The organism is Mycobacterium sp. NGS19 (genome assembly GCF_059813155.1).
On sequence record NZ_JCALEB010000002.1, the window covers coordinates 144509 to 170725 of the forward strand.

11 protein-coding genes are annotated in these 26217 nt (G+C 59.8%); 1 reads left to right on the top strand and 10 read right to left on the bottom strand.

Features of this window, described 5'->3' with window-relative positions; all coding sequences use genetic code 11:
* Positions 1-422 precede the first annotated feature (422 nt).
* A complete protein-coding gene (locus AC5Y4N_RS06135) occupies positions 423-1322 on the top strand; it encodes an HNH endonuclease (protein ID WP_499906090.1) in 900 nt (299 codons plus the stop codon).
* Here the strand turns inward: AC5Y4N_RS06135 and AC5Y4N_RS06140 are convergent.
* The 10 genes from AC5Y4N_RS06140 to AC5Y4N_RS06185 form a co-directional block, all read right to left on the bottom strand.
* Positions 1319-1759 carry a very short patch repair endonuclease gene (locus AC5Y4N_RS06140; protein WP_499940470.1) on the bottom strand — a complete coding sequence of 147 codons (441 nt, stop codon included), beginning with the start codon at positions 1757-1759 and terminating at the stop codon, positions 1319-1321. The genes AC5Y4N_RS06135 and AC5Y4N_RS06140 overlap by 4 nt on opposite strands.
* Positions 1728-2876 carry a DNA cytosine methyltransferase gene (locus AC5Y4N_RS06145; protein WP_499906364.1) on the bottom strand — a complete coding sequence of 383 codons (1149 nt, stop codon included), beginning with the start codon at positions 2874-2876 and terminating at the stop codon, positions 1728-1730. The genes AC5Y4N_RS06140 and AC5Y4N_RS06145 overlap by 32 nt, the downstream gene beginning before the upstream one ends.
* 18 nt (positions 2877-2894) lie before the next feature.
* On the bottom strand, positions 2895-3608 hold the full coding sequence (drmC, locus tag AC5Y4N_RS06150) for a DISARM system phospholipase D-like protein DrmC (protein WP_499906086.1): 714 nt from the start codon (positions 3606-3608) through the stop codon (positions 2895-2897).
* Positions 3608-5677, bottom strand: coding sequence for a DrmB family protein (drmB, locus tag AC5Y4N_RS06155; RefSeq protein WP_499906083.1), 2070 nt, complete (start codon positions 5675-5677; stop codon positions 3608-3610). The genes drmC and drmB overlap by 1 nt, the downstream gene beginning before the upstream one ends.
* A complete protein-coding gene (gene drmA, locus AC5Y4N_RS06160) occupies positions 5674-9336 on the bottom strand; it encodes a DISARM system helicase DrmA (RefSeq protein WP_499906081.1) in 3663 nt (1220 codons plus the stop codon). The genes drmB and drmA overlap by 4 nt, the downstream gene beginning before the upstream one ends.
* Complete coding sequence (locus AC5Y4N_RS06165; protein WP_499906078.1) at positions 9333-13367, bottom strand: Eco57I restriction-modification methylase domain-containing protein; 4035 nt, start codon at positions 13365-13367, stop codon at positions 9333-9335. The genes drmA and AC5Y4N_RS06165 overlap by 4 nt, the downstream gene beginning before the upstream one ends.
* Positions 13364-16972: a DISARM system SNF2-like helicase DrmD gene (drmD, locus tag AC5Y4N_RS06170; protein WP_499906075.1), complete on the bottom strand. Its 3609-nt coding sequence runs from the start codon at positions 16970-16972 to the stop codon at positions 13364-13366. Before drmD ends, AC5Y4N_RS06165 begins: the two co-directional genes overlap by 4 nt.
* Positions 16973-17053: 81 nt before the next feature.
* Complete coding sequence (locus tag AC5Y4N_RS06175) at positions 17054-20809, bottom strand: AAA family ATPase (RefSeq protein ID WP_499906072.1); 3756 nt, start codon at positions 20807-20809, stop codon at positions 17054-17056.
* Positions 20810-20816: 7 nt separating this feature from the next.
* Positions 20817-22781: an AAA family ATPase gene (locus AC5Y4N_RS06180; protein WP_499906070.1), complete on the bottom strand. Its 1965-nt coding sequence runs from the start codon at positions 22779-22781 to the stop codon at positions 20817-20819.
* Positions 22778-26143, bottom strand: a complete 3366-nt coding sequence (locus tag AC5Y4N_RS06185) for a DEAD/DEAH box helicase (RefSeq protein ID WP_499906068.1) — start codon at positions 26141-26143, stop codon at positions 22778-22780. Before AC5Y4N_RS06185 ends, AC5Y4N_RS06180 begins: the two co-directional genes overlap by 4 nt.
* Positions 26144-26217: the final 74 nt, after the last annotated feature.

Genomic DNA, 26217 nt, shown 5'->3' on the forward strand with positions numbered 1-26217 from the left:
TGTGCTAGCTGGAGGCAGTGGTGCGGCGACTGTCACTCGTATAGCTGAACGAACCGGCGGCTATTGGGGTAAGTCGATCGCAAACGCGGTTCCACTTCAGACCATCCGGACTCTCAATAAGGTTCTCGGACGGAATTTCGTCACGCTGTATGGGTCCAAGACTGGCATTCTTGTGCTAGGAAAGCCGCTCCGTTCGGAGTCGGCGCCGCGATTGGGGCCTGCGGCAATCTCGCGATAGCGCGGATGATCATCAAGACCACCAAGGCCCGCCTATGCGCCTATAGCCGCTAGCCCGCAGTCCCGGCAGTGATCAACTCGCACATGCCGATGTCTTCAGCCCGCCTTACCGATCATGCGTTCGGGCGACACAACATCGCGTCGAATCCTCTGCCGAAACCATGTCTGCATGCAAAGCTTCGATTATGGAAAGTTCGGTCGAGCTGCATCTCCGCGAGCTGCATCTCCGCGAGATTATCTTCAACAGGCTTGCCGAGCTTGTCGCTGAGCAAGGAGTCGTCACCCGAGCCCAGCTTGAATCATTCCAGATCGGTGATCAAACCCGACGCCTCATCGACCAGAGCCGGGGCATCTGGAATCCAAGAGATCTGCTCGCCACCCTTTCTATTGTCTCCAGCCCTGATGGGCCATATGCAGATGCCAATGTCTCTGAATCCCTTCTGGCTTACGACTATCGGAAGGGAAGCACCGACGGGGACAATCTGAAATTGCGTCGAGCCTACGAGCTAGGCCTTCCGATCATCCTCCTGCGAAAGATCAAAGCCGGCATCTATGTACCGGTTTTCCCTGCCTATGTCATCGCAGATGACATAGGCAACCGCCGCTTCATGATCGCCCTGGATGAGAGCCTTCGGACTGTTTCTGATCCCCTCCACCTGAAACCAATTGAACGCGCATACGCCGAAAGAGCTATGAAACAAAGGCTGCACCAGCCGGAGTTCCGCGGGCGCATCATGCTCGCGTACGAGCATCGATGCACGGTCTGTGCGCTCAAGCACGGGAAGCTTCTTGATGCCGCTCACATCATCGGTGACCACAAGCCCCATGGGGTTCCTGCAATCGACAACGGTCTAAGCCTCTGTAAAATTCATCACGCGGCCTACGACACGAACCTCCTTGGCATCTCACCGGATTACGTGGTCCGAATCAATGGCGAGCTGATGTCCGAAACCGACGGCCCAATGCTCCAACACGGACTGCAGGAGATGGATGGCCGTAAGTTGACGTTACCCAAGCGACCGGCCGACCGACCGTCGAAAGAACGTCTCGCAGAACGATTCAATGAGTTCAAGGCGGCAAGCTAGGCTGACTGCACCTTCAATAGTGCCTGCCTAATTCGCGCCGAGGCCTTGTCCGGCTTTTCGTGCTCCCACACGCGAACCACTGTCCACCCGAGATTCACGAGGGCCTGGGTGTTTCGCCGGTCTCTTTCGACGTTCGCACTCAGTTTCTTTCGCCACCACTCAGCATTGTTGGTCGGCGAGGTCGCGTGGATAGGACATCCGTGCCAGAAGCAGCCGTCCACGAAGACGATGACCTTCCACCGGGTAAAGACGATATCCCCTCGACACCGCAACGACTTCTCTGGCCGATAGTCGACTCGAAAACGAAATCCGTCCCGGTGCAATACTTTTCGGATTTGAACCTCAAGGGCGGTATCTCGTCGACGTTGGCGCTGCATTCGGCGACGAATTGAGTCATCAAGCGGCTCAGGAGGACTCGAGCGCATGAATGTGCGCATCCAACGCGTCGATGAATCCTGGTCGGCACCGGAGGCTGCTTGCCTTGAGGCGTGTAGTGAACCCCCTCGTTGCCCCCAGACTCAATGGCGAATCACCGTACTTCGCCAGCAGCCACTGAAGGGATCTCGTGGCAGCAACATGCCTAGGCCTCTCGCTCAACCGCCACGCCTCGCGACTTCTCCCAACGGCGGCAGCCGCCGTTGGCCACCGCTGTAATTCGGACAGACACTGACGCGGTACGTCGACAGGCTGACCTGGATGAACCAAACGACGCCCAACCCACCTCACGACGGGGACGGTCACGGCGTTCCCAACCAGCTTCCATCGCACGCCTTCTGCGCCCGATCCGGCTGTCCAGCCGCTGGGAAATCCCTGCAGCCGTTCCCCGGCTTCAATGCTCGGACGTGTAATCGCAGTGCCTTCGGGCCGGCCGTGGAGCCACACTCCGGGGGGCGACGCGATACCCAGCTTCGAACCACCTTTCAGTGTCGGAGTCACACCGTCACCCCACCCGAGACCTCGGTTCCCCTCAGTCCAATAGAAGCCGTAGGCGCCAAAACGCTTTCCAGCCGTCTGCCGTGGCGCATCATCCGCAAACAAGACCGTGCGCGGGTCTTCCGTGCGAGACGCCACAATGAAGACACGGCGTCGCCGTTGCCGAACACCAAAGTACTGTGAATCGACTGTTCTGTACGCCCAATTCCAGCCGTGATGATCAAGCCACTGTGCGATGTGCTCTATCGGCGCGCCGCCATGCAGACTGAGCATGTTCGGCACATTCTCCAGAACGAGCCACCGAGGTGGCACTTTCTCGATCAACCTGAAAACCTCACGGATCAAGCCTGATTCAGCACCGTGAATGCCTTCCTTACGGCCTACTTGACTGAGGTCAGTACAGGGAAATCCCGCAGTTACTATGTCGCACTTCGGTAATGCGCGAAGCTGACAGATATCCCCGACCACATCAGCCTCAAAACGGCTGCCCAAGGTTTGCACGGCCGGACCCCAAGATTCGCACAGAAGATCAACAGCAATCCCGACGTGGGCGAGTCCCAGCTCGAAGCCTCCTATGCCGGAGAATAGACCCACCGCGCGCACATCACGATCCTCGAGCATCCTGGTCGGAATGTCCACTCATCCAGCGAAATCGACGAGTACGCCATGTCTGCGAAGGTTTTGAAGATGCTCACGGATACTCACTGCTACGAGCGGATCCCGGCTCAGCATCCCGCATTCGAGGCTGCGTCTCGCTGCCGCAGAAGAGAAGTTGGCACTCGTTACGAATGCGGCCGCGTCATCTACCGTGATCAGTTTGGCGTGCTGAATCGCCCAGTCCCCGTCTTCGGGTTCCGTAAGCGTCCACACGCGGGCGCCTACTAGCGCTTTGCAGAGCATGGTTGCGTGATCCGAGCGATCCTTGACGTCAACCACGACGGTAACAGTCACCCCACGGTCAAGTGCGTTCCTCAGCGCAAACAGCTGCGGGGAATCCTTGCCTGCGGAGTATGTCGCGGCATACACGAATGCCGTTGCGCCGTTGATCATATCGAGCGCTGCAAGAGTGGTGTGTCCACCGGAGCCCGGTACCGACGGCGATGTCCACACCGGCACTGGCCTGTCCACCTGCGGCACCGCCGCGATTCCATCGAGAACCGCGGCGACTCTGAACAAGTCGCAGTCGCGACGGAGCAGCCGCCTCAACAACTGCTGGACCTCCGACCGATGGGAGGGGTATGCCCGCTTGGCCGCGAGATGAGGCAGCTTGAGCTGGCGGAGTGCGGCGGCGACCGACCTTGCTTCGTCGGCGCTGAGTAGTTCGCCCAGTCGCGCAACCTCTGCGCTGCTCATCAGAGAATCGAAAGCCCTTCGAGGAGAGCCGGTGTCTGGACATCCTGGTCGGTCATCAGGCCAAGCAGCAAGCGCCGATCGAGGAAGCGGTTCGTTCGTTCGCAGCTGGTCTCGCTGAGGAAGAGGCAGAAATGGCATGCTGCGCCGTGAAGGAACTCCTCCTTGTCCTTGGGTATGCGATGCGAACATATCGGGTCTGACGAGCATCGTTGTCCGCGGCGAATCGCCTCCACGAACAGCCGTTCCAACTTGGCCGGCTTGGCGAGCTCAACCAGGCCTCCAAGCGTGCCTTCTCCATCGGAGGCCGTCGTGCTGATGAGCAGCCCTGCAGCCGCCGGATGCTCAGCATCTGCCGGCCAGGCATAGATCCGCTCAGTCAAGCTGGCGCTGCCGTATCCGCTCGACATCGCTGCCTGGCGAATGAGTAGGTGCGACAAGGTATGTATTGCCCAATAGCGCGGGGCAGGGAACCGCGAATCGGGATCAATGTCGCCAGCCGTTCTGCTCGTCCGGCGTTGAAAGTTGCGTCTATGTGCTAGGCGAAAAGCCTCCCAGACCGGCAGTGCAAGAACTTGCTGCTCCCACGATGCAACGACTGACTCATCGAACTGCAGGAAGACACCTTCACCCCTGTCTTCTGTGGCGGGAACCCACGTCGGCTTGCCGCTGGTGCAGAGCGGGCCGACACGGTCCGCCGCGTCGTCGATGCGATCGAGGGCATCAATCCTCGTGAACCCTATGAAGGCATTGACCTTCTTCAGCTTCTCGACCGCGACTACCGCAGAAACCACCGGCTGCAGCGGCACAGGCACGTCGCGGCGGACTGCCCGGAAATCGCGCGAGCCACTCAACTGGGTGTACTTCGGTTCGTCGGTGAGCACGGCCCACTCAGGCGCAAGAATGATACGAGGATCTGTCTGTTGTCCCGATGAATCCTCGCCCTTCGGAATCATGGTTCCGCGCGCGATCTGTACTGCCTCCCAGAGCAATTCATCAGCGACATCATCGAAAGCATCGCTCTTCAGTGCCATTGCGGCGTACTTCCGAAACATCTTCATCTCGGCGACGCCCTGCAGGTCATCGAGATCCGACTTCGGCAGAGTCCGCAAAAGCATGGCAAGGTCTGACGCCGACGCCGATTCTTCTCGGGGTAAGGCGAGCAGGCCTAGGGTTGACGCAAACCACTGGTTGGCTGCTCCGAGCATCAACAGTCGCCCTCGCTGGTCGCACTTGTAGAAGGCGTCGAGGTGGGGATGCCGACCCCGGCACATCGGAAGCTTCTCGGCTGCTTTCGGGCCGACAGCCTCGAGCATTCCTCGGCTCTGTTGGCAGGAGCGACATTGGATCTGCACATCGGGACCGATGTTGCTCTTCCATTCCCGCATCCGGAGCTCAGGGAATGGGCTACCGGAGGAACATGCGCCGCCACGGTGAACCCATGCGTCATATGGGAACTCGTCGAGATGCGCGTTGACGCATGCGATCAAGTAGCGCGCTGGAAGCGCGACGGCTTTGAATGCCTTTTTCTTGCCCTCGAAGCCTTTGCAATTCTCGTGCAAGAACTCGGCGCGGTCGGGCCGATACTTCACGACATTGCGATAGGTGAAGCGCTCATGTGAGATCGGCGCCAGTAGGCCGCATCCCGTGCAGCGCAGCCATTGCGGGAATATTCTGCAAGGAATTCCGAGATCGATGGCCGACCCCGCCGCCCAACCCTTCTCTTCTGGTGCCCACGGCGGCTTGCGGAGCTCAGTCACCTGACTACCGAGGTGGCCACGGGTTAGCTCCAGCAGACGAGGTTCGGTGATCGTATCCGCTCCGCCGGGCCGGCGCGCGTAAACCCGCTCCCACGCATCAAGACCTGACGGCATCACTGCGAAATGCGGCAGGTCGACGGTCGCTCCGATGCCATTGGTGTAGAGCATCGCGGATGGTCGTATTGATCCCACCCTGGCGCAGTTCTTGGACGTCTTGGCTTCGACATCCGCGATGGGGTCCAGGGCCTCCACACCCACGGCAATGGGTTCGGCGTCCTCGAGTATGCCGGCTTCGGCGAGCGATTCGGTCACTTCTTGCTTTCGGCTGGAACATTCCACTTGGGGTAGTTGGGCTTCTCTCTGAACGCGAGGTTCTCCGTCGTGGGGCTGACTAGAAGGTTCAACTCCGGCTGCACCTCCCGCATCGAATTCGCGACAACGAACACCTGGTCGGCTGGCTTCATCAACGACGATTCCGGGCTGATCAACAATGGCCACGCCGTGACGTTCTTCGGAACCCGCTCGTAGAACAAGGCGCCCTGGGTCTCCTCCGCCTTGCCGTACCAACGGTCCTGTCGTTGAATCAGTTTCAGCCGCAGCCTCTCCGCAGCGGCCGCATCCTCGACTGCCGGTACAGCTCGCGCCGTGAGCTTCTCGATGAGTTCGGCGACCGTCGACATCGAATGCAGAATCGCGCCCGCTCCGCCTTCGGGTGAGAGCCCATTGTCGATCCGAGCCTGGGTGACCCGAGCAACGCTGACGAGGACGCCCATGAGACCGCGTTCCATCGCGGTATCCGAATAGGGCGTAACACTCAAGGCCTCGACCTGAGCGTAGAAGGTCTCGTGGTAGTGGCGGAACTGTTCGAAATGCGCCATGTCGCGCGGTCTGGACCAATTGGCAAGTGACAGAACAAGTCCGGGCTTTGACGGGTCACGACCGACTCGCGAGGAGGCCTGAATGTATTCGGCCGTGTTCTTCGGCTGCCCGACGACGACCATGAGTCCAAGCCTGGGAACGTCGACTCCTACTTGAAGCATCGATGTCGCGAGAACGAAGTCAAAAGGCTTGACGCCCCACTCGTGCTCCGGCTTGCCGGCCTTTCGAGCTGCGTCGCGGTCCTCGAAAAACTTCTTGCGCCCTTGGGTGCTCCATCGCTCCGTGAACGGCAGCGATAGTTTGTCGAGGTTCACCGAGATGTCTTCCGACGAGATCCGTGAAGTCAGTTCGCCGATCTCGAGCCGTTCGAAGTCGTTGGTTCGACGTGGGAACGGCTCGGTATTGCCGGTAACACGTGTCGTGACGTCGTCATCGAGGTAGCGCCGCATACCTGCGAGCTCCCGGGTAGCTGAGAAGTATGCGACGGTCGTCATGTATGGGTCGGCAGCCGCGCCAGCCTCGTCGAGCAACTTCTGTCCGGCGAGAAGTAGCACTTCGGCGATCCGAATTTCAGCTAGTGTCAACCTGATTCCGTGGGCACACACGCCGAGATACTTGCGGCCGGGTGCGTCGTCGCTGACGGGAACTTCTTTCGAGAAGTACGTGTCCCGCACGTCGAGCACTTGCGGTGGGAACATGTCGACACCCCGACCATAGAGCGCCTGTACTTGCTGTTCTGCGTTACGGACGGTGGCGGTAGACGCGACGATCAATGGACGGATCATCGTGCCGTCGCGCCGATACGAGCACAGCACATCGATGGCGTTCTCGAAGACGCCCACCGACGTTCCCAGAGCGCCTGTGATGAGATGAAGCTCGTCTTGGATGATCAGATCCGGCGGGCGCAGCCGATCAACGTGTTGCACCGCGACCTTCGGGTAGTCCCGACGACCACCCTTCACGGCGTTGTGCGACGAACCCTTTCCGCACAGTCCGCCACTGTCCGGGTGCCGGTATCCGTGTCGGGGGCACAACTCATGCACATACCCGAAAAGGCTCGCGGCCTGGCCTTCGCGTGCCAGACGCGCAAACTTGTCCACTGTTGCAAGAAGGAATGTGGGTGGATGCCGATAGATCTCGTCGTCGACAGTGAGAATGGGTAGCGGTCCATCGGCATCACCCTCACTACCAAACGGGCATTCGCCGCGACGCTCGCCGCAATAGACTTCGATGCGTTCAGCAGTTCGGTCGACTTGAAGGTCCCGCTTCGGATCGATCTTGGTGCCGCACCAGGGGCACCGTTGCAGCTGGAGCACCGTCAGGCCGAACGGCTTGCTGTTGCCCGACTTCACTTCTTCTACTTGAGTTTTCGCATCGTCGAAGCGCTTGGGGCTGACGGCGGTCCCGACCCACAGCCCAATGGTGAAGGGCGTCTCACCCCAGGTCGACGGATCTTCCTGCCGAATGAGCTCGGCCGCGCAGACGAGCGCGGTTGCACGCTGAAACTGTTGAGACGTGAGGAGGCGCAAGGTATATCGCATCAGAACGGCGACGCCGTCACCGCCATCGAGCGCGCCGTCGTCGGTGTCGATCTTGCCCTGCAAACGACGGATCGCGAATGTGTATGCAGCGAGGCCAAGGTAGGCCTCAGTCTTACCGCCGCCGGTAGGGAAGAACAGAAGCTCAACGTTGGCCGCGTCACCGCTGCGGAATGGCTGTGCCGGATCAGTGAGGGCTGGGAGCTGTAGCAGGATGAACGCGAGCTGGAATGGCCGCCAAGACGCTGCCTCATCGCCTTTGGCTTCGATCACGCTCAGCGCTTTATCGATAGTTTCCGACTCATTGGCGGCGCGTCGCATAGCTACCTGGCTGCGGATGCGCTGATCGCGCATCGCTCGATTCATGAAGCGGAAAGCTCTTATTGCTTGGGGCTGGGAACTCAGATACTCCACCCCTTCGCGCAACCGAGCAGCCGCGAGCTCTGCTTCAGCGATGGCGTTCCCTGCTGTGTCCTGCAGATGGTCAGGCAGCTGCTCGGCGATGGCTCGTTGCTCGTCTAGCCAATCGGTATAGCCGTCGATCAACGGCGCGAAGGCGTCGACTACCTGTTCCGGTGAGAGCTCCGCTAGCTCACGCATTGAGGTGACGGCCGTCCCGGCCGAACCGGTTTTGGTTTGCGGGACGTCCGCCGTCGGAAGCCATGTTGTCTCAACGCTCACAGCACGTCGAATACCGTTGCCGTCGACATCCGTTGGCTCATTCCAGGTAACGGATGTGGTGCGGCCGACGGCGAACTCAAGCCGATGCCGATATTGAAGATCGAGGCGCTGGCGCTCTTCATCGGTTTCGTCATAGCCCGGCTGCAGCACATCACGGGTAGGCAGAAACACAGGTTCACCGCTATTCGCCTCGACCCTTAGCTTGGTCTGGAAGAGCCAGTCGCCGGGCGGTGCATTCATGTCCGTGACTCTGTCGTTCGACAGCGCTAATTCGATGATCACCCGGTCAGGACGTGGGAAGAGTTCCACCCGCAACGAAACGAATTTATCAAGCGGGATTGGCGGTAATGATGTGTGGCTGCTGCAGCCGCGGGCATCGATCTCTGCGGCCTTCTCAACCGGGATGCGACGTGACCACTCAACTTTTCGACCGTCTTTGTCCTCTTGCCGGAAGGTTTCGTAACGGCCCCACGATGCTTTGACTGCGAGTAGACCACAGTCTCGCGGCACCTGGCACCGCAATCCCATTGAAGAGGGGTGGGTCAGTGCTCCTTTCGGCCCTTCATCTCGCTCTTCCTCGTCTTTGGAGTCCCCAGGATCCTCGTCGGTGTTGACCGGCACACCGCGTTGCTCGTTTTGGGTGACATCGGTGTCGTTCACCGCAACGCCGCTTTCACTCGGGTCACTCGACTCGACATCAGTAGTCACTGCCGCCGACGGGTCAACAGTTACTGGCGCCAGAGCGCCAACGGCGTATGCGGCGCGGGGAGTGCCTCTAATCTCTTCTTGCTCTCCGGCGCGCGGTCCCAAGAGCTCTCGTTCGACAAGCTTCACCAGGTCGGCGCGGATGATGGTTGATGGGCTCACCCTCATGAAAACAACACGTCTCGTTCGTCCACTGCGGCTCCTTCGAGACCGTCAGCCCGGCTATGGTTTTCCTCAAGCAGCCTGTCGAGAATCTCTACTCGCGCAGCAGGCGACACAGTAAACCTCTCCATCTGCCGGTATGTATGAAAGCCATGTTCAAGCTGCACATCGTCCCATCCGTACGCAGTCAAAACGGCATCGTCCAGATCGACGTGAATGGCGCGCATATGAAGTACATCAGGGTCATCGTCTACTAAAGGGTTATTGATCAGACTGTAGAGATCTGTGAGGCCGATCTTTCGCCGCAGCATGATTTCTCTTCGATCGGAATCGAGACGTCTTCCGACTTCGTCTAAGACTGGATTCGAAGTCGGTCGTGGAAAGGTCTCAAACACATCGGACGACGTATACCTGGGATCGCTGCGCATGCCGGAGCCATACTTAATTGCCCATAATTGATGAAGGCTTGATGACAGTACCGCCTGGTCACTGAACCTAGATGTAGCGAAAATCACCAATGCGTGGCTAAAGACCTGGCCGGTCGGAACACGTACGGGCATGACTGTTTTACTCACCACGGTAATCGTCAGTACTTCTTGAAGTGTCGCGATCGCTCTCTGAAGTGCTGGCCGCTTGTCGCCGTACTGCCACCAACGTTCGGGTAGCGGACGCCGCAGCACGTAGGTTCCGTCTTGGCGGGTCCGCTGTCGCTCAGGTTTGACCTCGGCAAGCGCTCTAGCGTAGGGCAACGCGTACGTAGCTGATTCCTCCTCGCTACGGTCGTAGAAATTTATTACCCATCTAGACGCAGAGCAGTCGGGGCGCGAATTCAAATCCTCCCCATTGAGATATGGAAACAATACTTCCGCGTTCCTGCAGTCGGCGGCAATCCATTCGCGCGCTTCGTCTTTCGATATCACAAAGCCTTGTCCGTACGGCTTGCATCCTTCGAACGAAATGCCTCGGTTTTCGTTCAGTCGCCGCGGATGGCCGTTTACACGGCCGACTGGTTCCAGCTGGGTCGAGATCTTCCTTACAAGAGCTCCGTCACAAAGTACTCGAACCCCGTTGTCAACCGGAGCGACTGTGCCCCAGACCGCGGCGTACTCCAGATTCACGCCAGCAGCCGGCCATTTTCTGCTTTGGATTGCTCGAATAATCGTGAACCCCGCCCGCGACATACTGTCGAGGCCGACCTCACGTGTATCGCCCTGTGCAACGGTGTTTGTAGCAATCAGCCCCAGCGCGCCGCGGCCGTTCAGCAAAGATAAGCTTCGCAAGAAGAAGTAAGCGACAAGATCAGAGCGTCCGCCACTGCGAGTCCGTGAGACACGATTCGCCAGCCAATCTCTTAAGTTAGATCCCATCGCTCCAGAGATCTTGGTTCCGCCCAAGAACGGCGGATTACCGACTATCGCGTCGAAGCCTCCCCGGTCCATCACATCTGGCACTGCTAGGGTCCAATGTAACGGCTGCCATCTCTCGTAGTCGGTGTCGATAGCGGGCGTTAACCCATTACTGACGATGGCATCAAGTTTGACACGGTTGCCTGGTGATCCGTCGGTTGGGAGTGCTTCGGCAAGTGCCCACTCCAGCGCCTTGTAGGCGTCTTCGAGTTGAGCGCCTGGCTTGCCGCCGAGGGCGAGACCCGCTCCGATGATCCCGTCCGCCATCAACCTCAGTCGCGCGGTGACTTCCTCGGCTCGCCGGAGGAGGCGTAGCTTGCCGGATGTCGAGCGTTGTGGGTCGTCCTCGTCGACCGGCGATGCCAGCTCCCGCCGCAGCCGTGTCGCTTCGGCGAGTACAGCGTCGACATCCACAAAGGGCTGCAGGAACTTTCGCTTCCGGTCCGGGTCAATGTGCAGATGCCTCAGCTGATCGAGTGTCGTCACGCCGAGTAGTGAATTACCGCAAAGGATCTTGTCATCGACAAACGAGAATGGCTTCGTTTTGTCCAGCGATACCAACCACAGCGACAGCTTGCACATTTCTACGGCCATCGGATTGATGTCCGCGCCATACAGGCACCGCGCCACCACCTCGCGGATCGCCCTCTCCTCCGCCAGCAGCGGACTGGAAACCTCGGCCTCGCTGAGCATCCCCTCCTGCGTCCACGCCTCGGTCACGCGTCTCGCAATAAACCTCGCCGCGGCAACCAGGAACGCTCCGGAACCCGCGGCGATATCTGCGACCTTGAGATCGAGAATTGCCGTGCTGGACTTCAGCTTCCATTCATCGACGTCATTTGTCTGCAACGGCCCGGGCTCATACACCACCGGTTCGAGCGCGTACTTGACAACTTCCTCGGCCAACGACCGGGGTGTGTAGTGCGCACCCGCGTTGCGCCGCGACGGAGTCTCCATCACCACCAAGCCGCCCGGCGGAACCACCAGCGGAATACCCCGCAGGTCACGACGAATCAGATTTCCCCACCGAATCAGATCGGCGAGCAGCTCAGGATCGTGCCCGGCCACCGGCGTGAGGAGACGACTTAGTTCCGCCTCATCGACCGGATCCTCAGTAAGCTTCTTCAGCTTCGCGGCCGTCTTCGTGCTTGCGGCGGGTTGGTCTTTCTTCACCCACTCGATCAGCTTGTCAACGAAAGCCTTGGTAGTGCTTGTACTTTCACGCAGCTCGTTCAGCTTGCGGAGCGTGATCTCGGGTTCCTCACCTTCCTTGCCGACCAAGCCGACCACAACATCGTCGGTGACGGTGGCGCAGGTGTAGCCCAACAGGCCTTCGTAAATGTACCCGATCTGTTCGACGTCGATGTCTCGGAACGAAATTCGTCGCGCTTCACCCCGGACTGTGGCCTCCTGCACCGATTGGAGTACGTGCAGCATCACTCGATCGGATACCTGCACCCGCAAGCCATGCTGATCGGTTGCCGTCAGCCAAGGAAATCGGTTCGGGTCCAACAGGGAGCCCCCGTAGGCGGGCATGCGCATCTCGTCGTAATTCACACCGAAGTACAACGCGTCACTGACCGCGAGGAGCCGATGCCAGACATCGTGGGTTTCGTCGAGGTGTTCCTCGCCGTTGGCCAACGCCCGGCCCTTGAGATCGTCGAGAAGCTCGCGGATGGCATAGGAATCCCAATACAACCGCTCGGTCGGCAGCATTCCTCGTTCCTCAGCGAACAGTAGGAACACCACACGCATCATCACGGTGACCGCGGCCTGGTAAACATCGTCAGGTTTCTCAGTCAGCGGATCAGGCTCATCATTCTCGGCTGCAAGCAGTCGTGTCTCCGAAAACGCTTGCACCAGAAGCTCGATCGACTTGCGAACCTGCGTGCCGAGGGCTTCGGTGATCTCCTCGGCCTCGAGTTCGCTGCGCTGCAACAATCGCGGTAGCCGGTGCTCGGGATTCTTCGCCCGTAGCAGCTGCTGATCGATCAACGTCAGGAACGCATCACGCAGCAGCGGTTCTTCAGCCCACGTGACCGCATCAACGATGCCCGACCCGGTAGCCGTGCCTTCCTCGGCCCACACGATCCCCCACCATCGGCCATCCGTGACCAGGCCGATCGGGACCCCCGCTTGCCGCAAAAGCGCTGCCATTCGGTCGATTTCGGTCGCCGCCCAGCCATCCAAACCAGGCCCGCGAAGATCCTCAGTCGGCGAGACCACCCGCAACAACGCCGCGACCTCATCGCTTTCCCGGCCGCGCAGCCCGCCATGGGCACGAATCCTTACCTGCTCACCCGGCGAATGAATCTCGAACGCCGCGGGCAATTCGTCGGCGCCAATACGTAGGCCGTCCCACCCGGCGAGCTCGTCGAGCACCGTGTCGACCCAGGCCCGCGCGGTTTCCGCGTACTGTTCCCGCTTCTCGAGCGATTGTTGGTCATAGGCGCGCAGCCAGACCGTGAAGCCCTGTTTGAACGTCACCAATCGGTCATCGGCGTCCCCCAACCGATCAACCCCACTGGGCCAAAACCCCTTCACCACAGGCAACGACAAAAACGGGCCATCGACATCAAACTGCTCGAGCCAACTGAAATCTGGACCTGAGTTGCGACGGGGCTTCCTCATCTGATGCTCATCTCCCCGCGCTCGATGTCCTTCGGAGACAATGCAAACAGGACCGCGGCGTGGAACGTGCGGGCCTGCACATTGGTGTAGCGGGTGTCCACCGCCGCCAACTCCGCGTCACGCTCATCAGCCAACGCGTCCATGCGCGCGCGGATCTGGCGCAGGTCCCGTTCACTCTGGCGACGCTCGTCATCGAACAGTGTCAGCTCGGATTCGATTGCCTCGGCTTCTGCCAAAGCGGATTTGAGCGTCGCACGGAATCGATCGAACGTGACGATGACGCGCTCACGATCCGCTGCCCGGCGTTCTTCCAGCTGAGCCGTGACCGCGTGCTGTCGACGTTCCACCCGCTCGGCGACAGCCTTGGCCACACGCGCCCGGAGACCGTCATCCCTGTCGTTACCCCACGCTCTCGCCAATTGTTCCGCGATGGATGTCGGCACGGGTTGGAGGTTCTCGGCATCGAGGGCCTTCTCGAGTAACTCCTCGGCGCGGTGTTCGCCGACTGCTCGGCGACGGCCCAACCGTGTGCCGGCGAGAAACACCTCTTCATGGAGTCGAAGCCCCGCCCTCCCGATGAGGACCAGGCGCGTGACCGCGGCAGCGAAGGACTCCTCCAGGCCAGGAACGACGACTGCGGTCACCCGTTCGAGCGATCGTTCACCCCCCCACAGGGCAGACCGCAATCTGCGAGTGGCGCGCTGGAGCAGTGGGCTGCCGAGATGCATGTACACAACTTCGGGATCCTCCGCGAGCACCGCAGGGTCGAACGCAATTGGGCGAAGGTTTTCCCGGTCGAGGGCAGTCGTCAATCCGCGCGTCACCTGCTCCCAGGAGCTGCCAAGCGCGGGCAGGCGAAAGACCGGGACGTCCGTGCGGTCCGAGCCGATTTCCTCTATGGGAGGTAGGCGGTCGAGCTCGAACGCGACGTCGACGACACGCTGTAGGTTCGCCGGCCGCAAGTGGAGGGTCTCACGGCTTTCGGCGATGTCCTGCGCCAGCTTGGTGAGCTCCGCACCGACGTCCCGACCGCCAGCGAGCATCTGCCCGATCGGGCTCTTCTCGGCCTTCCCCTTGCGAGGTGCTGCGTCGATCCCACCGAGCTGCCGTTGCAGGTCTGGCGCGATGATTTCGTTGGCCGAACCGAGGTCGGCCATGATCTGCGCGATCTTCTTCGCAACTCGTGCAAGCAGATCGACGTCCTCCCCTAGTTGAGTGCTCTTGTCATCCGTCGCGAAGTGTCGGACCTCTGGGTCGTGACTCTGGCCGTAACGGTCGATGCGGCCGATCCGCTGTTCGAGTCGGTTGGGATTGAAAGGTATGTCGAAGTTCACGAGTCGATGGCAGTAGTCCTGCAGGTCGATACCTTCCCCAGCTGCGTCGGTTGCAAGCAGGACCCGCAGCTTCTCCCGCGAGGGGTCGGTGTTGAATCGGGCACGGATCACCTCACGTTCGTCGCCGTCGGTGCCGCCGTCGATCACGGCGACGCGGTCATTCTCATATCCGCGCTGACGAAGGATGCCGTGGATCCATCCGAGCGTATCGACGTATTCGGTGAAGACGACGACTCGTTCGTTGAGCCACTCGCCGTTGGCTTTGGTGTTGGCTTCGAGGTAGTCGATGAGGGCCTTGAGCTTCGAGTCTGGGCGAGCTTCGTAGCTGTGGCCCCAATCGCTCAGCCAATCGAGGTCCTCCTTGTCCTCTGCCGTCAGGGGCGGGAGAGCGTTCTTGGTCTGTTGGAGTGTCTGCGTTTCAGTCTGTTCGACGCGACCTTCCTCGAGGTCGTCGGCATCGAGGCCGAGAATCTCGTCGTATTCAGCGTCGAAGTCGACCGCAAGGCCACGCTGTCGGGTGTCTTTGTAGACGTCGATGGTGCGGGCGAAGGCAACCGGTGAGGAGAAGAACCGTTTCTTCAGCAGCAGCGTGGCCATGTCCTTCGCGCCGCGGTCGTCGCCCTTAGCGGCCTTGTCGCGCCGCTTCGTGAAGGCGATCAGCCGATCGTAGGCCTCAGCTTCGTCCGACGATGGGGTGAACGTCAGCGACTTGACCTCGCGGTTCCGGAACTGACCAGGGAGGTCTTTCTTGAGGCGCCGCACTGCAACATCCTTCAGCGCTTGCTCGTCAAAGACCTTGCCGCGGACAAAGCGTTGGGGGTCGATCATTTCCAGCAGTGCCGTGAAGGATTCGGTGTAGCCGTTGTGTGGAGTCGCCGACAGGAAGAGCCGATGTTCCGAGCGCTCGGCGAGGTCGCGTACGGCCCGAGTGCGCTGCGAATCAACGGCGTAACCCTTTCGCAGGCCCGCCTTATCTGTCCGTATCGGGGTGGCCGGCGCGACATGGTGCGCCTCGTCGACGACAAGAATGTCGAAGGCGAAACGAGATGCCGCCCCGCGTGACTTGGTGATCAGCGCGTCGCGAAGCTGTCTCTGGGCACGGGGGCCCGGTAGCCACGCCATCGACACGATGATGCGGGGGAACAGTGTGAATGGGTTGGCGTGCACACCGTGAGTACGTCGAACCTCTTTCATCGCTTCGGAGTTGACGATGCGGAAGTCGAGGCCGAACTTGTCGCGCATCTCGTCCTGCCACTTCACGCACAAGCCAGCGGGGCAGACGATGATGACGGTGCGTGCACGGTGACGCAGCAGCAGCTCTTGAATCACCATGCCGGCTTCGATCGTCTTGCCCAGCCCGACGTCATCGGCGAGTAGCAAGTTGGCGCGCGGTGCGCTCAATGCTCGGCGGAGCGGCTCCAACTGATATGGCTCAACTTTGGCCCCCGAACGGAACGGAGCCTGAACGGTTTTCACGTCCGCGCTTGTGACTGCACCCCATCTGAGTGCGTCGATGAAAGCGGCGAGTCGCTCGGGCGGATCGAACCTCTGGGGATCGATATGGGCAGGCAGATCTTGTGGTGGTTTCAAGCCGCGTCCGGGCTCGAGCTCCCACACGACGCGCAGCTCTTCGCCAAGTCTGTCGTCCTCGACGGACTGGAGGGTCACAGCGTGCTGTAGCTGTCGGACAGCATCGTCATGGGCACTCCGCGGCAAGCTCTGCTGCTGAACGTCGGTGACCGCCCAATTCGACCCGCGGACGGTAACAATCTGACCGACTTCTGGGACAGCAGAGGACAGTTCGAGCGCGGTCGCGGATGCTACGGGTGGCGCTAGTGGCTTACTCATTGCCGACATTGTGCTGACAGACACTGCACCTCCATTACGCGCTGACAATGGTTTCTCAATCTGAGCGGCGGTCGTCGAAGCGTGGCGCGTGGTTCGGCCGGCTTCAGACTCATGTGATATCTCGCCGAAGGCTATGAACTCTCGAAGCACCACGGCCCTCAAGGTCTTCGCGTTTCTCAAACCACGCAGGTAATCCAGTTGCGCTTTGCGGTTGGTGATAGCTCCATCTTCTCCCCGAGCTTCTCGCACGGCCATGACAACCGAGTCTCTGGACGCTTTGCAATGTGCGAGCCAGGAGTCGAGCAGCGTCGGCCAGGCTTCCTTTACGAAGTCTTCTCTGGGCCGGGCGCCATAAATCTCAGCCAGCAGCTCGGCCGAGTCTCCGTCGCCGTCAATCAGGACTCCGCGCAATTCGTCGAGCAATTGAGGCGGGAGGTGAGACCACCGGAACTTGTACCTAGGCATTTCGCGGACGCCGTAGCGAATAGTCGTTGGGAAATCGCCTCATGTCCGCCGGACGACCTTGCTGCCTCTGCGAAGCTGACCCGGAGCCGAACCCGTACCAATGACCGTACGCGCCATCTCCGTCCACGCCGGTGTATCAACACCTTTGGCATCATCGGTCCACACGAGTATGCCGTTCGGCCCATCCTTGATCTCGTCTAGCGGACTGCCATCAGAGTCAAGCGCCGGGAGTATGCCATTCGAGCGATACCACTCGAGCTTTTCTTGCCACCGCTTCGCGTACGAGGGTTGATTCATCTTGCCGAGGTGCTCCCAGTAGACGGGCACACCGGATGGCCGGGTGACGGTGAAGTCGGGACGACACCATGAGCCATCGTCGCCTTTGAGCAGGACCTCGTACCGCCATCGTCCGGGCGCCACTCTATCCAGAATGTCTGCGACGATCACTTCGTTCTTGCTCCGCACCATTTCGCCATTGACAGCAACATGAACCAGGTTGCCGTCGAAAGGCTGTGGCACCCCGTCGACTTCGATCACACGCGGCTTGGAAGCAACGAAGAGATCGGTAAGCCGACGGGCAGTTTCCGAATAACGCGGATGTGCGAGCTCCACCAGTTCGTCGACCGAACCATCATGGAGGAGAATTACTCGCTCCTTCTGACGCGTAAGTGCGGTGTAGAGAAGCTCGCGAGAAACCTTGACGCGCTTGGGCAATACGAGAATCGTCGTGCCGAACTCGGAACCTTGCGACTTGTGGACGGTCACTGCCCATGCGAGTTCAAGCGGCTGGTCTTCCTGAGAGTTGGGCCAGTACCTGTAGGTTGCACCGAGCTGAGAAGAGAATTCGACATCTGCGGGAGGCCGAGGCTTGTTGTCCCATCGTCCGACGACCACGCCGATTTCACCGTTCGCGACATAGTCAAGACCCGATCCCCTCGGCCAGGCCTTCGCGCGCGAGTCGTTTTGCGTCTGCATCACCTTGTCGCCACGAACGATCTGCTCTGGACCCATCGGTCTCGGGTTTCGCCACCCTCTGTACTTGAACGCATCGGCGAGATCCCGCGTTCTAAATGTTCGCTTGATATGCCGATTGATTTCGACGGTCCCGAAGGCGCGGGATCTGAACGGACTCAAGATCTGCCACCGCTCGACTCCGTTGCCAGCGCCGCCTTGGCCCGTTTTCCAGTTCAGGTACTTGCCGTCGTCCGACAGCGTGCCGCCATAGCTGAGCTTGAAGGCGATTTCGCGGTCAGCATGCTTACTCCAGTCGATCACCTCCCCGAGTACCTCGTCTACCGACTTCAGGACGTCGCCGTCGCGCCACTGTCGATGCTCTACATGGCGCGATGTCGTCCCGTTGCGTAGGCGCTCCCAGACCGAATCAGCGCCCGCACCGACTTCGGTATCCCCGAACCACTGAGCAAGCATGACGTCGTCGCGGCTGCTTCCACCCTGACGGCGAGACACCGTCAGCTCGACATATGACTGCGCAATACGCGTAGCGGTGTTGCAGGAGTCTGGATGGAGGTGGTTTACGAGGTCGACGAATGGTCGGCCGGCCCCGATCGGGGGCAGCTGCCGCGGATCGCCGACCAAGATGAGCCTGCGAACATTTCCCAGCGCTGACAGCGTGGCAGCGAGCATCTCCTCGGTAAGCATCGAGGCCTCGTCTATCACGACCAATCCGGCATCCTCGGCGAACTTCGGGTTCACTTGCCGGTACAAATCCCTGTCCGGGTCATAACCGCCTTTCTTCACGAGGAAAGAAGCCAAGGTTCGCGCCTGGACACCGACTTTCATGCTCATCTGAACGCTCGCCTTGCCCGTCGGGGCAAGTAACAAGACGCCCTTGCTCGAGACCTCTGTGAGACCGGCCAACGCTTTCAATAGGGTTGTCTTCCCGGTCCCTGCTGGACCCACTAAGACTGAGACTCTGGACCGGAAAAGCTCTTCCAATCCGGCCGCCTTCTCCGATCGCGCAGCTTCCTCGTCCTCGTCTAGTGGATCTCCATGACCACTGACGCTAAGTGTCGCGTCGATTTCTTTCCGTGCGTCGAGATTCACCTCGTACGGTGCTACTTCCAGCCGTGGCTCAATCCATTCGAGGATCTTGCGCTTGGCGTCTACCAGTTCGAGGAGCTTGAATGCAGGCAGCTCATCACCAAGCGTAGCCCCGTAGAATGGCGACCAATAGTCAGCTCCAGTAAGGCTTTTCGCATCCAGTTTCAACCCTTGCAGCAGCGCAGGTGAAAGAACCACTTGCTCAACCATTTCCATGCTGTTGACGCGCTCGATCACCGCAGCCTCGGAGACAATCGTGTCACCGTTTCGAGCGGCGGCCCACAAGACATCGGTGATCAGGGCCCTGACGCGGCGCCAATCGCGATGGTCGGACATGCGGCACTGTTCGGGAACCTGCGAACTCCAACGCGCGTGTGCAGCTGGGAAGAGCGCGCGGTCGACTGTCCGGAGATCTATGCGTTCCGGGTCCGAATAGCTGCAAATCGCCGCGAGATATGGGTCCTCCAGCAGTTCACCAGGTTCGAGGTTGCCGGCTGTCTTCCCCGACATCACCAATGCAATCTGTTCAGGTCGAACGTCCATCGTCGAAAGCAATTTCAAAACCGTTCGATGCTCTTGCTCAAGGTGAGTCCACTCAACTCCTACTGACGGCGGAATCATGCCGCGTATCTGGTCCGGCCACATTTGACCGTCGGCAAAGCCCTTTTCCAGCAGCTGCCACGGGTCCGTCGTCGCGCGATTTAGCTCGCGTGCGACAACGTGTGCATGCTTGACCTGAAGGTGCGCTAGGACCGCAGCAAGACCGGGCGTCGCGCCCCGCTCATCCCACAGCCGGTGAATCTCGCTGTCGATCCAGCTGAGGGCTGCCTGTGGCACCTCTATGCCTAGATCTTGCATGCCTTCGGCAGCACAGCGCAATGAATTCAGAGCGTCGATTGCCAGGTCGCTACTGACATGTTCAGTGACATAAGAGAATTCGACGTTTCTGCCGTCAGGTACCCAAGCCAACGCTCCCGACACGTCCGTACCATCATCCATCAACTGCAGGAGCCGTTGGTACGGCAGTAGCACCCCCCGCTGTTGGTCGGATCGCAAGGAATGCACGATTTTCGTTTCCCACATCGAGGAGTCGAACGGCTGCCCTCCAGATTGATTCCAGAACCCCGGGAAGGCGATTGAGTCGATCATTGCTGCTCCGACCAGAAGCCGATCGGTTCTCTCGTCTTGGAATGGCGAGTGCTTGAGGTAGATGAAGACCAAGCTGGCCCCGGCGACAACAGGCTCGAAGAAGGAGCGGATGACGGCTTGCTGGTTCTGGCCGTCCATGATCCATGTGGGCCTCTTGATTCCTAGGATTTGCCCAACTCGTGCCTCGGCGTCAGGGTCGTAATCGCTGTGCCAGTTCTGCCAGAGAGTCGATTCGAACGTCTCGCGTGCCATCCACCGGAAAGGGACGGCTTCGAACGAATACGGCGGCATACTGAGCACCGTTGGCTCGAGGTGACCCTTGAGTGCGTCGTATGTCGCGTATGGATGGGTCTTCGTCACTTGGTATCCGCTTGTTGCCATGAACGTCCCGCGCTCACTGAGGCAGGGGATTTCACGGAGCTGTCCCATGTCTTTCAGCGCGTGCGCGACTTCATATTCGTCGTCACGTTTTCCGCCGATGTTCCTGAGAAGAATGCAGGAGGAGTTGTCGAGGGGACGAGCGCAGACACGGTTATCCCACGGCTGATCGCGCCACGGTACTCGCATAGAAAGGTGCGTGCTCATTCCTGCTCTACTTCCGCCGCAGCCCGTCCGGAAGGGGATGCGAGTGGACAATGGCGAGTTCACGATTCGGTCGTGTCAAGGCTGTATACAGTGGCCCGTGCCGACCGAAGTTCTTCGGAAATTCGGCAGGCTCAACGACCACCACCGCATCGAATTCGAGGCCTCGCGCTGCATCTGGCACGGCCACAGTTACTTCCTTGCCGTCCTTCTCCCATAGCTGCGGCTCACGAGCAGATGACATCCACCCCCTCAGCCTCAAGGCTCCGGTGACGAGAGCAGGCGAGGGACATATAGCCGCCACGGTCCCCGCGGGGTATGACGCGATAAGGCGATCGATTTCGCGAACGACCATGTCGCCCAATTCTTTCCGCCGTGCCTTGTGCACTGTCGGCTCTGGTCCGACCTCTTGAAATGCATGTAGTCTTCGCTGGTTGCGCGGCAGGAGGCGGTTCGCGAACTCGAGGATCGGCTTGGTGGATCGATATCCGCGCTTGATACTCCGGACCGGTGTTTCAGGGTCGATGGCAATGACATCCAATACCTGCGACCAGCTGGCCAGTGTGTGGTCGGAACGGCGTTGATTCAAGTCTCCTAGAATCGTCCATGCATCCGCTTCATTGATTTCATCGAGCAGGAGCCACTCCAATGGAGTTACGTCCTGCGCTTCATCCACGATGACGTGTTCGACGAACGCCAGGTCTCGCGGTCGCGCCACCTCCCATTTGATAAACGCCATCAGCGGAGCGTGAACTCGGTACGTCAGTGCTTCTTTGTATGGAGGGAGCTGCCTCAGGTATCGGGACCAATCAGGCTCCCGGGTAACCTTCTCAGGTCGTGTACGCAAGTACTCATACGTCTGTTCGGCAGTCGGCGTAACCCCCCTTGCCGTCTTCCACTTGCTGATAGCAGACCTTGCGAACTTGGCAAGTTCCCAGCTCACGTCTTGGTACGTCCGCGACACGCCCGCATGTGGTGACTTCTGGCCACCTATCAGATGATCGGCAAGCTCAGGCAGGGAGAGCACCTTTATCCGGTCATTCGAACCTGCCAACCGTGCGACCACTTCACGCACATGCCTCGAGTACCCGACCGTTGGTCCAACCAATAGGACGTTGCCATCAAGCCCGTTTTCAGGCGGGGTTTCTTCGTTGACGAGGTAGGCGGCACGGTGGGACGCGATGATTGTCTTGCCCGTTCCCGGTTGACCCTCGATGATGATGCTGTCCATAGCCGGAGCAGTGACCAAATCGTACTGATCGGGCTGCAACGTCGACAGCACGGGCGCAAGGCTTTTGGTCCGCGGAGCGTGGAGCTGCGCCCTCAACAACGGCTCCGCGCGCAGCGGGGGCAAGTTGCCGTTCGCCTCATCAGACCTCGATCCGGGCGCCGGTGTTGCATCAGAGGACTCGCCCGGATTTGAGCCCTGCAAGCCGTTGACCGAAGAAGACGTCGGTTCTCGTTTGTTCCTCGACAACGCCGACTCCGCTACATCCCGGCGGCCCGGCGGCGTCGGAATCGTCAAGCCACGCTTCCTGAATGGCTCGGCAGGCGCGTCGTCACGAACTCTTTCGTCGACGAAGTCGATTATTTGTCCGTTGTAGCGCCGAAACGAACGCACTACTCCGACGTCGTCACACAGCTCGTGGTGATCGGTCCCCCCAAAAAAGGTGCAGGCGATCGGCGCTGTCCACCCAAACACTTTTATCCCGTTGACATTCGCGTAGGTTTCGCCAATGTAGAAGTCAGAGCCACCATCCAGGAGGTCCTCATCGGGACGCACCAGAGCGACTCGCCCGACGAGTTCACCAGCCGAGACTCTTCGCTGCTTGGGCAGGCCAGTGCCTGTCCACAAGCTATTACGGGGGCCCTGGTACGCGGACGGCCGACTTGCCCTTTCTTGCAGTACCTTTGCGTAATGCTTCTGGGCAGTCCGCTCGTCTTCGAGTTCCAAGTCTTTGCGCTGCGCGCTCATGCCGACTGGCCCCTGCCGACAATCTTCAGGACACAGGCAGTCAACGGTTCTAGACGGATTTCTGGCTGCGATTGGTTCGAGACTTCATCTCTCAACCTTGCGAATCGCTCGTCGGCCTTCCGCAATTGGCTTCGGAACAAGGCGATCGACCCTTGCCGCCCTCCCCGGCTCTGCGCCGTGGCGATCCGATTCCGGATTGCGTCTTTTCTGCGCTGGTATTGAGCCTCCAAGCTGATCAACTTGGCTTCCTTCAGAGCGCCGAACTCGTGATCTCGCCTAACCTGCTCCTGCGCATGGCGCAACTGAAGCTGATCTAGCGCACGGGCGGTCAGCGTGTCGAGTCGGTTGATCGACGGCAATGGCGCGTCGTTCAGAGCGCCCTCTGCCAGTGCCGCCAGGAGGGCGTTCACCGGTCCATCGCCGGCGTTACGTCCTTGATCCGTAACAGCGCACCCCCAGATCTCATCGCCGCCTCGTGACGCGGAAACCGCCGTCGCTAGCACAGCAACATAGAGGCCCGGTACGACATCTTCTTCTGACGCTTCGACCTGCAGGCAGGCAAACCTTGCCTGGCGGTGTCCCGGAATCGCTGCCGCTGCCATAACTAACGGACTCGTTGCTGTCAGCAAGATGCCGCCGCTTGTCCTTGCGAACTCCTGGTCGAGCACCAGCGGCATTGGCAATTCATTCCGCAGGAAGGCCGAGATCGAGCTGGTTTCGGCACGCGTGCGCCGGCTGGTCTTCGCCAACTCGTCGACACGTGCGGCCATCGTTGGGTTGCCGCGCAGTTCGGCGGTTAGTCCATCAGCAGAAAATGTCATACCCGGCGCACCATCGACGCGCGCCCAGTCATCCAGCAGTAGCGCCAACTCGCGTTGGCCGATGTATTGTCCCGTCCGAACAAGGTCTTCCTCCAGCCCGGCGACATCGACGTCATTGCTGACAAGAAGTGCGCTAGAGGCATCCGAGACGTCCTGGATCCCAGCCTTTTGCTCTTCCAGTGCGGTGAGAGCTTCATGCATCTTCTGCTCGCGCTGTTCCGGCGTCAGGCTGAAGTCAAAACCGGCTTGCAGCACTTTGGGGGCATTTGCCGCGATGATCGGCTCGAGAGCGCCGATCGAAGACTCGAAAATGTCGATGCGATCCAGCAGTCGGGCCAAGATGCGTTCGTCGATCGTGCTTTCGTTGACGAAATTGACTACGACGATGACCTCTTCCTGTTGCCCAATGCGGTCGATCCGTCCAATGCGCTGCTCGATCTCCATCGGATTCCACGGCAAGTCATAATTGATTACTGCCGAACAGAACTCGAAGTCGAGCCCCTCGCTCGCAACACGGTTGGCAAGTACGAAGTCGTACTCGCCGGCACGGAAGTCGGCCATGATTCGTCGGCGCTCTTCGCGGTTCACCCCACCATGCATGACAGCGATCCGAAAGTCATTGCTCAGACGGCTCTGCAGATATGCGAGCGTTGGCCTGGAATGGGTGAAAAGCAGGGCCCTTCGTCCGTCGCCATGCAAAGTCGACAAAACACCATGGAGCAAATCGAATTTGGTGTCGACCCCCTCAGGCAGTCGAATCGCAGCCTCGACCAACTGTGAGTGGGGCTCCAATCGAGCCGCTGTCTCACCGGAATCGGCATCGGAAAGTGCTCCAAACCCGACTGGGTCGAGAACGGCGCGGCGAGCCATCGGCAAACAGGCACTTGCGAGGCGAAGGGGCATCTGCATCGCGAAGTAAAGCGGTCGCTCCATCGCGTCGGCTCGCATCCGGCACCACTCGAGGTACTCGGCATAGAAGTCCTCTTCTGCGCGAGTCCAGTGAACTTGTTGTCTTTCTTCTGTTCGCTTCGCCTTGCGGTCGTCGACCTCCACCTTCTTAGTACGTGTGATGACAGTGGAGAGCGTATTCAAATCAGCGAGGTATCGCTTCGCGTCGACGATGTCTCGAGGTGCCAGTTCATCTTTGACGAGCACCTTCTGCAACAGTTCAAAATCGGGCCGCTGCATCAATGCCCGACCGAGAGCCGTGCTCTTCAGTTCATCGAGTTCAGCAAGAAGCTCCTGCCCGCGAACGCCTTTATGAATGAGTTTCGCCGTCACGCTGTTGATGACGCGATTTGGTTCCAATCTCAATTCAAGGTCTTGAATACTGCCGTAGTCTTCTGGCGCAAGCAGTTCAAGCAGGTTCAGTAGGTCTTGCTGCCTGAGATTGATCGGCGTCGCGGTGAGGAAGACCAAACTATCTGCCCATTCGGCGATCTGGGTCCCCACTGCATAACTCTTCGTATCCTGATTGCGCATTGAATGCGCTTCGTCGACGATGACGAGATCGAACTCCGGCGGCAGGTCTGTCATCTCTACAAGTCCGTCCCAGCTGCGCAGACGTTCCAAACTGCAGACATACGCTTGGCGCCGGGGTAACCGATTCTGCATGTGTCGCTCGAGGAAGGTCCTCAGTCCCCCTCCGTCGAGTTCGAGCAGTTCGAACCCGAAGCGGTCTGCCATTTCCTCCTTCCACTTGCCGACAAGGCTCGAAGGACACACGACCAATACCCGGTCGGCTTCCTGCCGGGCCTCTAGCTCCGTCCAGATCAGCCCGGCTTCGATTGTCTTGCCGAGGCCCACCTCATCGGCGATCAACAATCGCGCTTTGCCCGTCTGAAGCAGCTTCAACACGGGCTTGAACTGATAGGGCCGGAAGGTCGTTCGTGTAGCGCGAAAGGAGAACAAGGTGTTGGCGAACTTCCCGACCAACTTCGCCCGCGTCAACGTCGCGCCGAACCGGCTCGCACGAGTCGGCTCCTGAGTCACCCACACGCTGGGCCCGTCAACGCGCGGCCGGACCTTCAAACGGGATTCGATGACTTCCTGTTGCCGCCCTTCGATGATGACCGAGTACGACCAGTGGTCGCTGAAGAACTTGCGGCCACGGACTGTTGCGTCAATGCCGCCCGGATCAGTGACGACAACGTCGTTGACTTGAAATTTTGGCGCTGGTACCACTGTGGATCTGCGCCACAATTCCTCAGCCCATCGCAGAGCGGCCATCAAAGAGTGTGACGCATCGATCGAACCGGCCGCGAATATGGTCGCATCGCCAGGAGGAGAGCCGACCGCGACCTGCATCAAGATGGGATCTTTGATGCCTTGAAACCAATAGAGTCCTTCGGGCAGTGCTACGTCGGGATGCCAGAGAACTCGACATTCGTCTACGTCGTCGACAAGTCCCCGCACCGGAAGATCGATTACGAGTGCGCGGCTGAATCGCCCGCGCTCCAACACGACCGGTAACGAATCGACGTCAGGGTAGTAGCCAAATGTGGGTGCTGCATCTTGCGCTGATTGCGCTGGGAAACTCATTTGCTGCGCTGTGTCCCTCCCCAGCTGTTTCCCATCGTTGCCGCGGAGCCCGAATGCCGCGGCTATGGTAGGTA

Coding starts and splice junctions, on each gene's coding strand:
- AC5Y4N_RS06175 (WP_499906072.1), bottom strand. CDS start 20,809: ATGAGCACGCACCTTTCTATGCGAGTACCGTGGCGCGATCAGCCGTGG.
- AC5Y4N_RS06185 (WP_499906068.1), bottom strand. CDS start 26,143: ATGAGTTTCCCAGCGCAATCAGCGCAAGATGCAGCACCCACATTTGGC.
- AC5Y4N_RS06145 (WP_499906364.1), bottom strand. CDS start 2,876: ATGCTCGAGGATCGTGATGTGCGCGCGGTGGGTCTATTCTCCGGCATA.
- AC5Y4N_RS06140 (WP_499940470.1), bottom strand. CDS start 1,759: ATGCGCACATTCATGCGCTCGAGTCCTCCTGAGCCGCTTGATGACTCA.
- drmA (WP_499906081.1), bottom strand. CDS start 9,336: ATGAGGGTGAGCCCATCAACCATCATCCGCGCCGACCTGGTGAAGCTT.
- AC5Y4N_RS06135 (WP_499906090.1), top strand. CDS start 423: ATGGAAAGTTCGGTCGAGCTGCATCTCCGCGAGCTGCATCTCCGCGAG.
- drmC (WP_499906086.1), bottom strand. CDS start 3,608: ATGAGCAGCGCAGAGGTTGCGCGACTGGGCGAACTACTCAGCGCCGAC.
- AC5Y4N_RS06165 (WP_499906078.1), bottom strand. CDS start 13,367: ATGAGGAAGCCCCGTCGCAACTCAGGTCCAGATTTCAGTTGGCTCGAG.
- AC5Y4N_RS06180 (WP_499906070.1), bottom strand. CDS start 22,781: ATGAGCGCGCAGCGCAAAGACTTGGAACTCGAAGACGAGCGGACTGCC.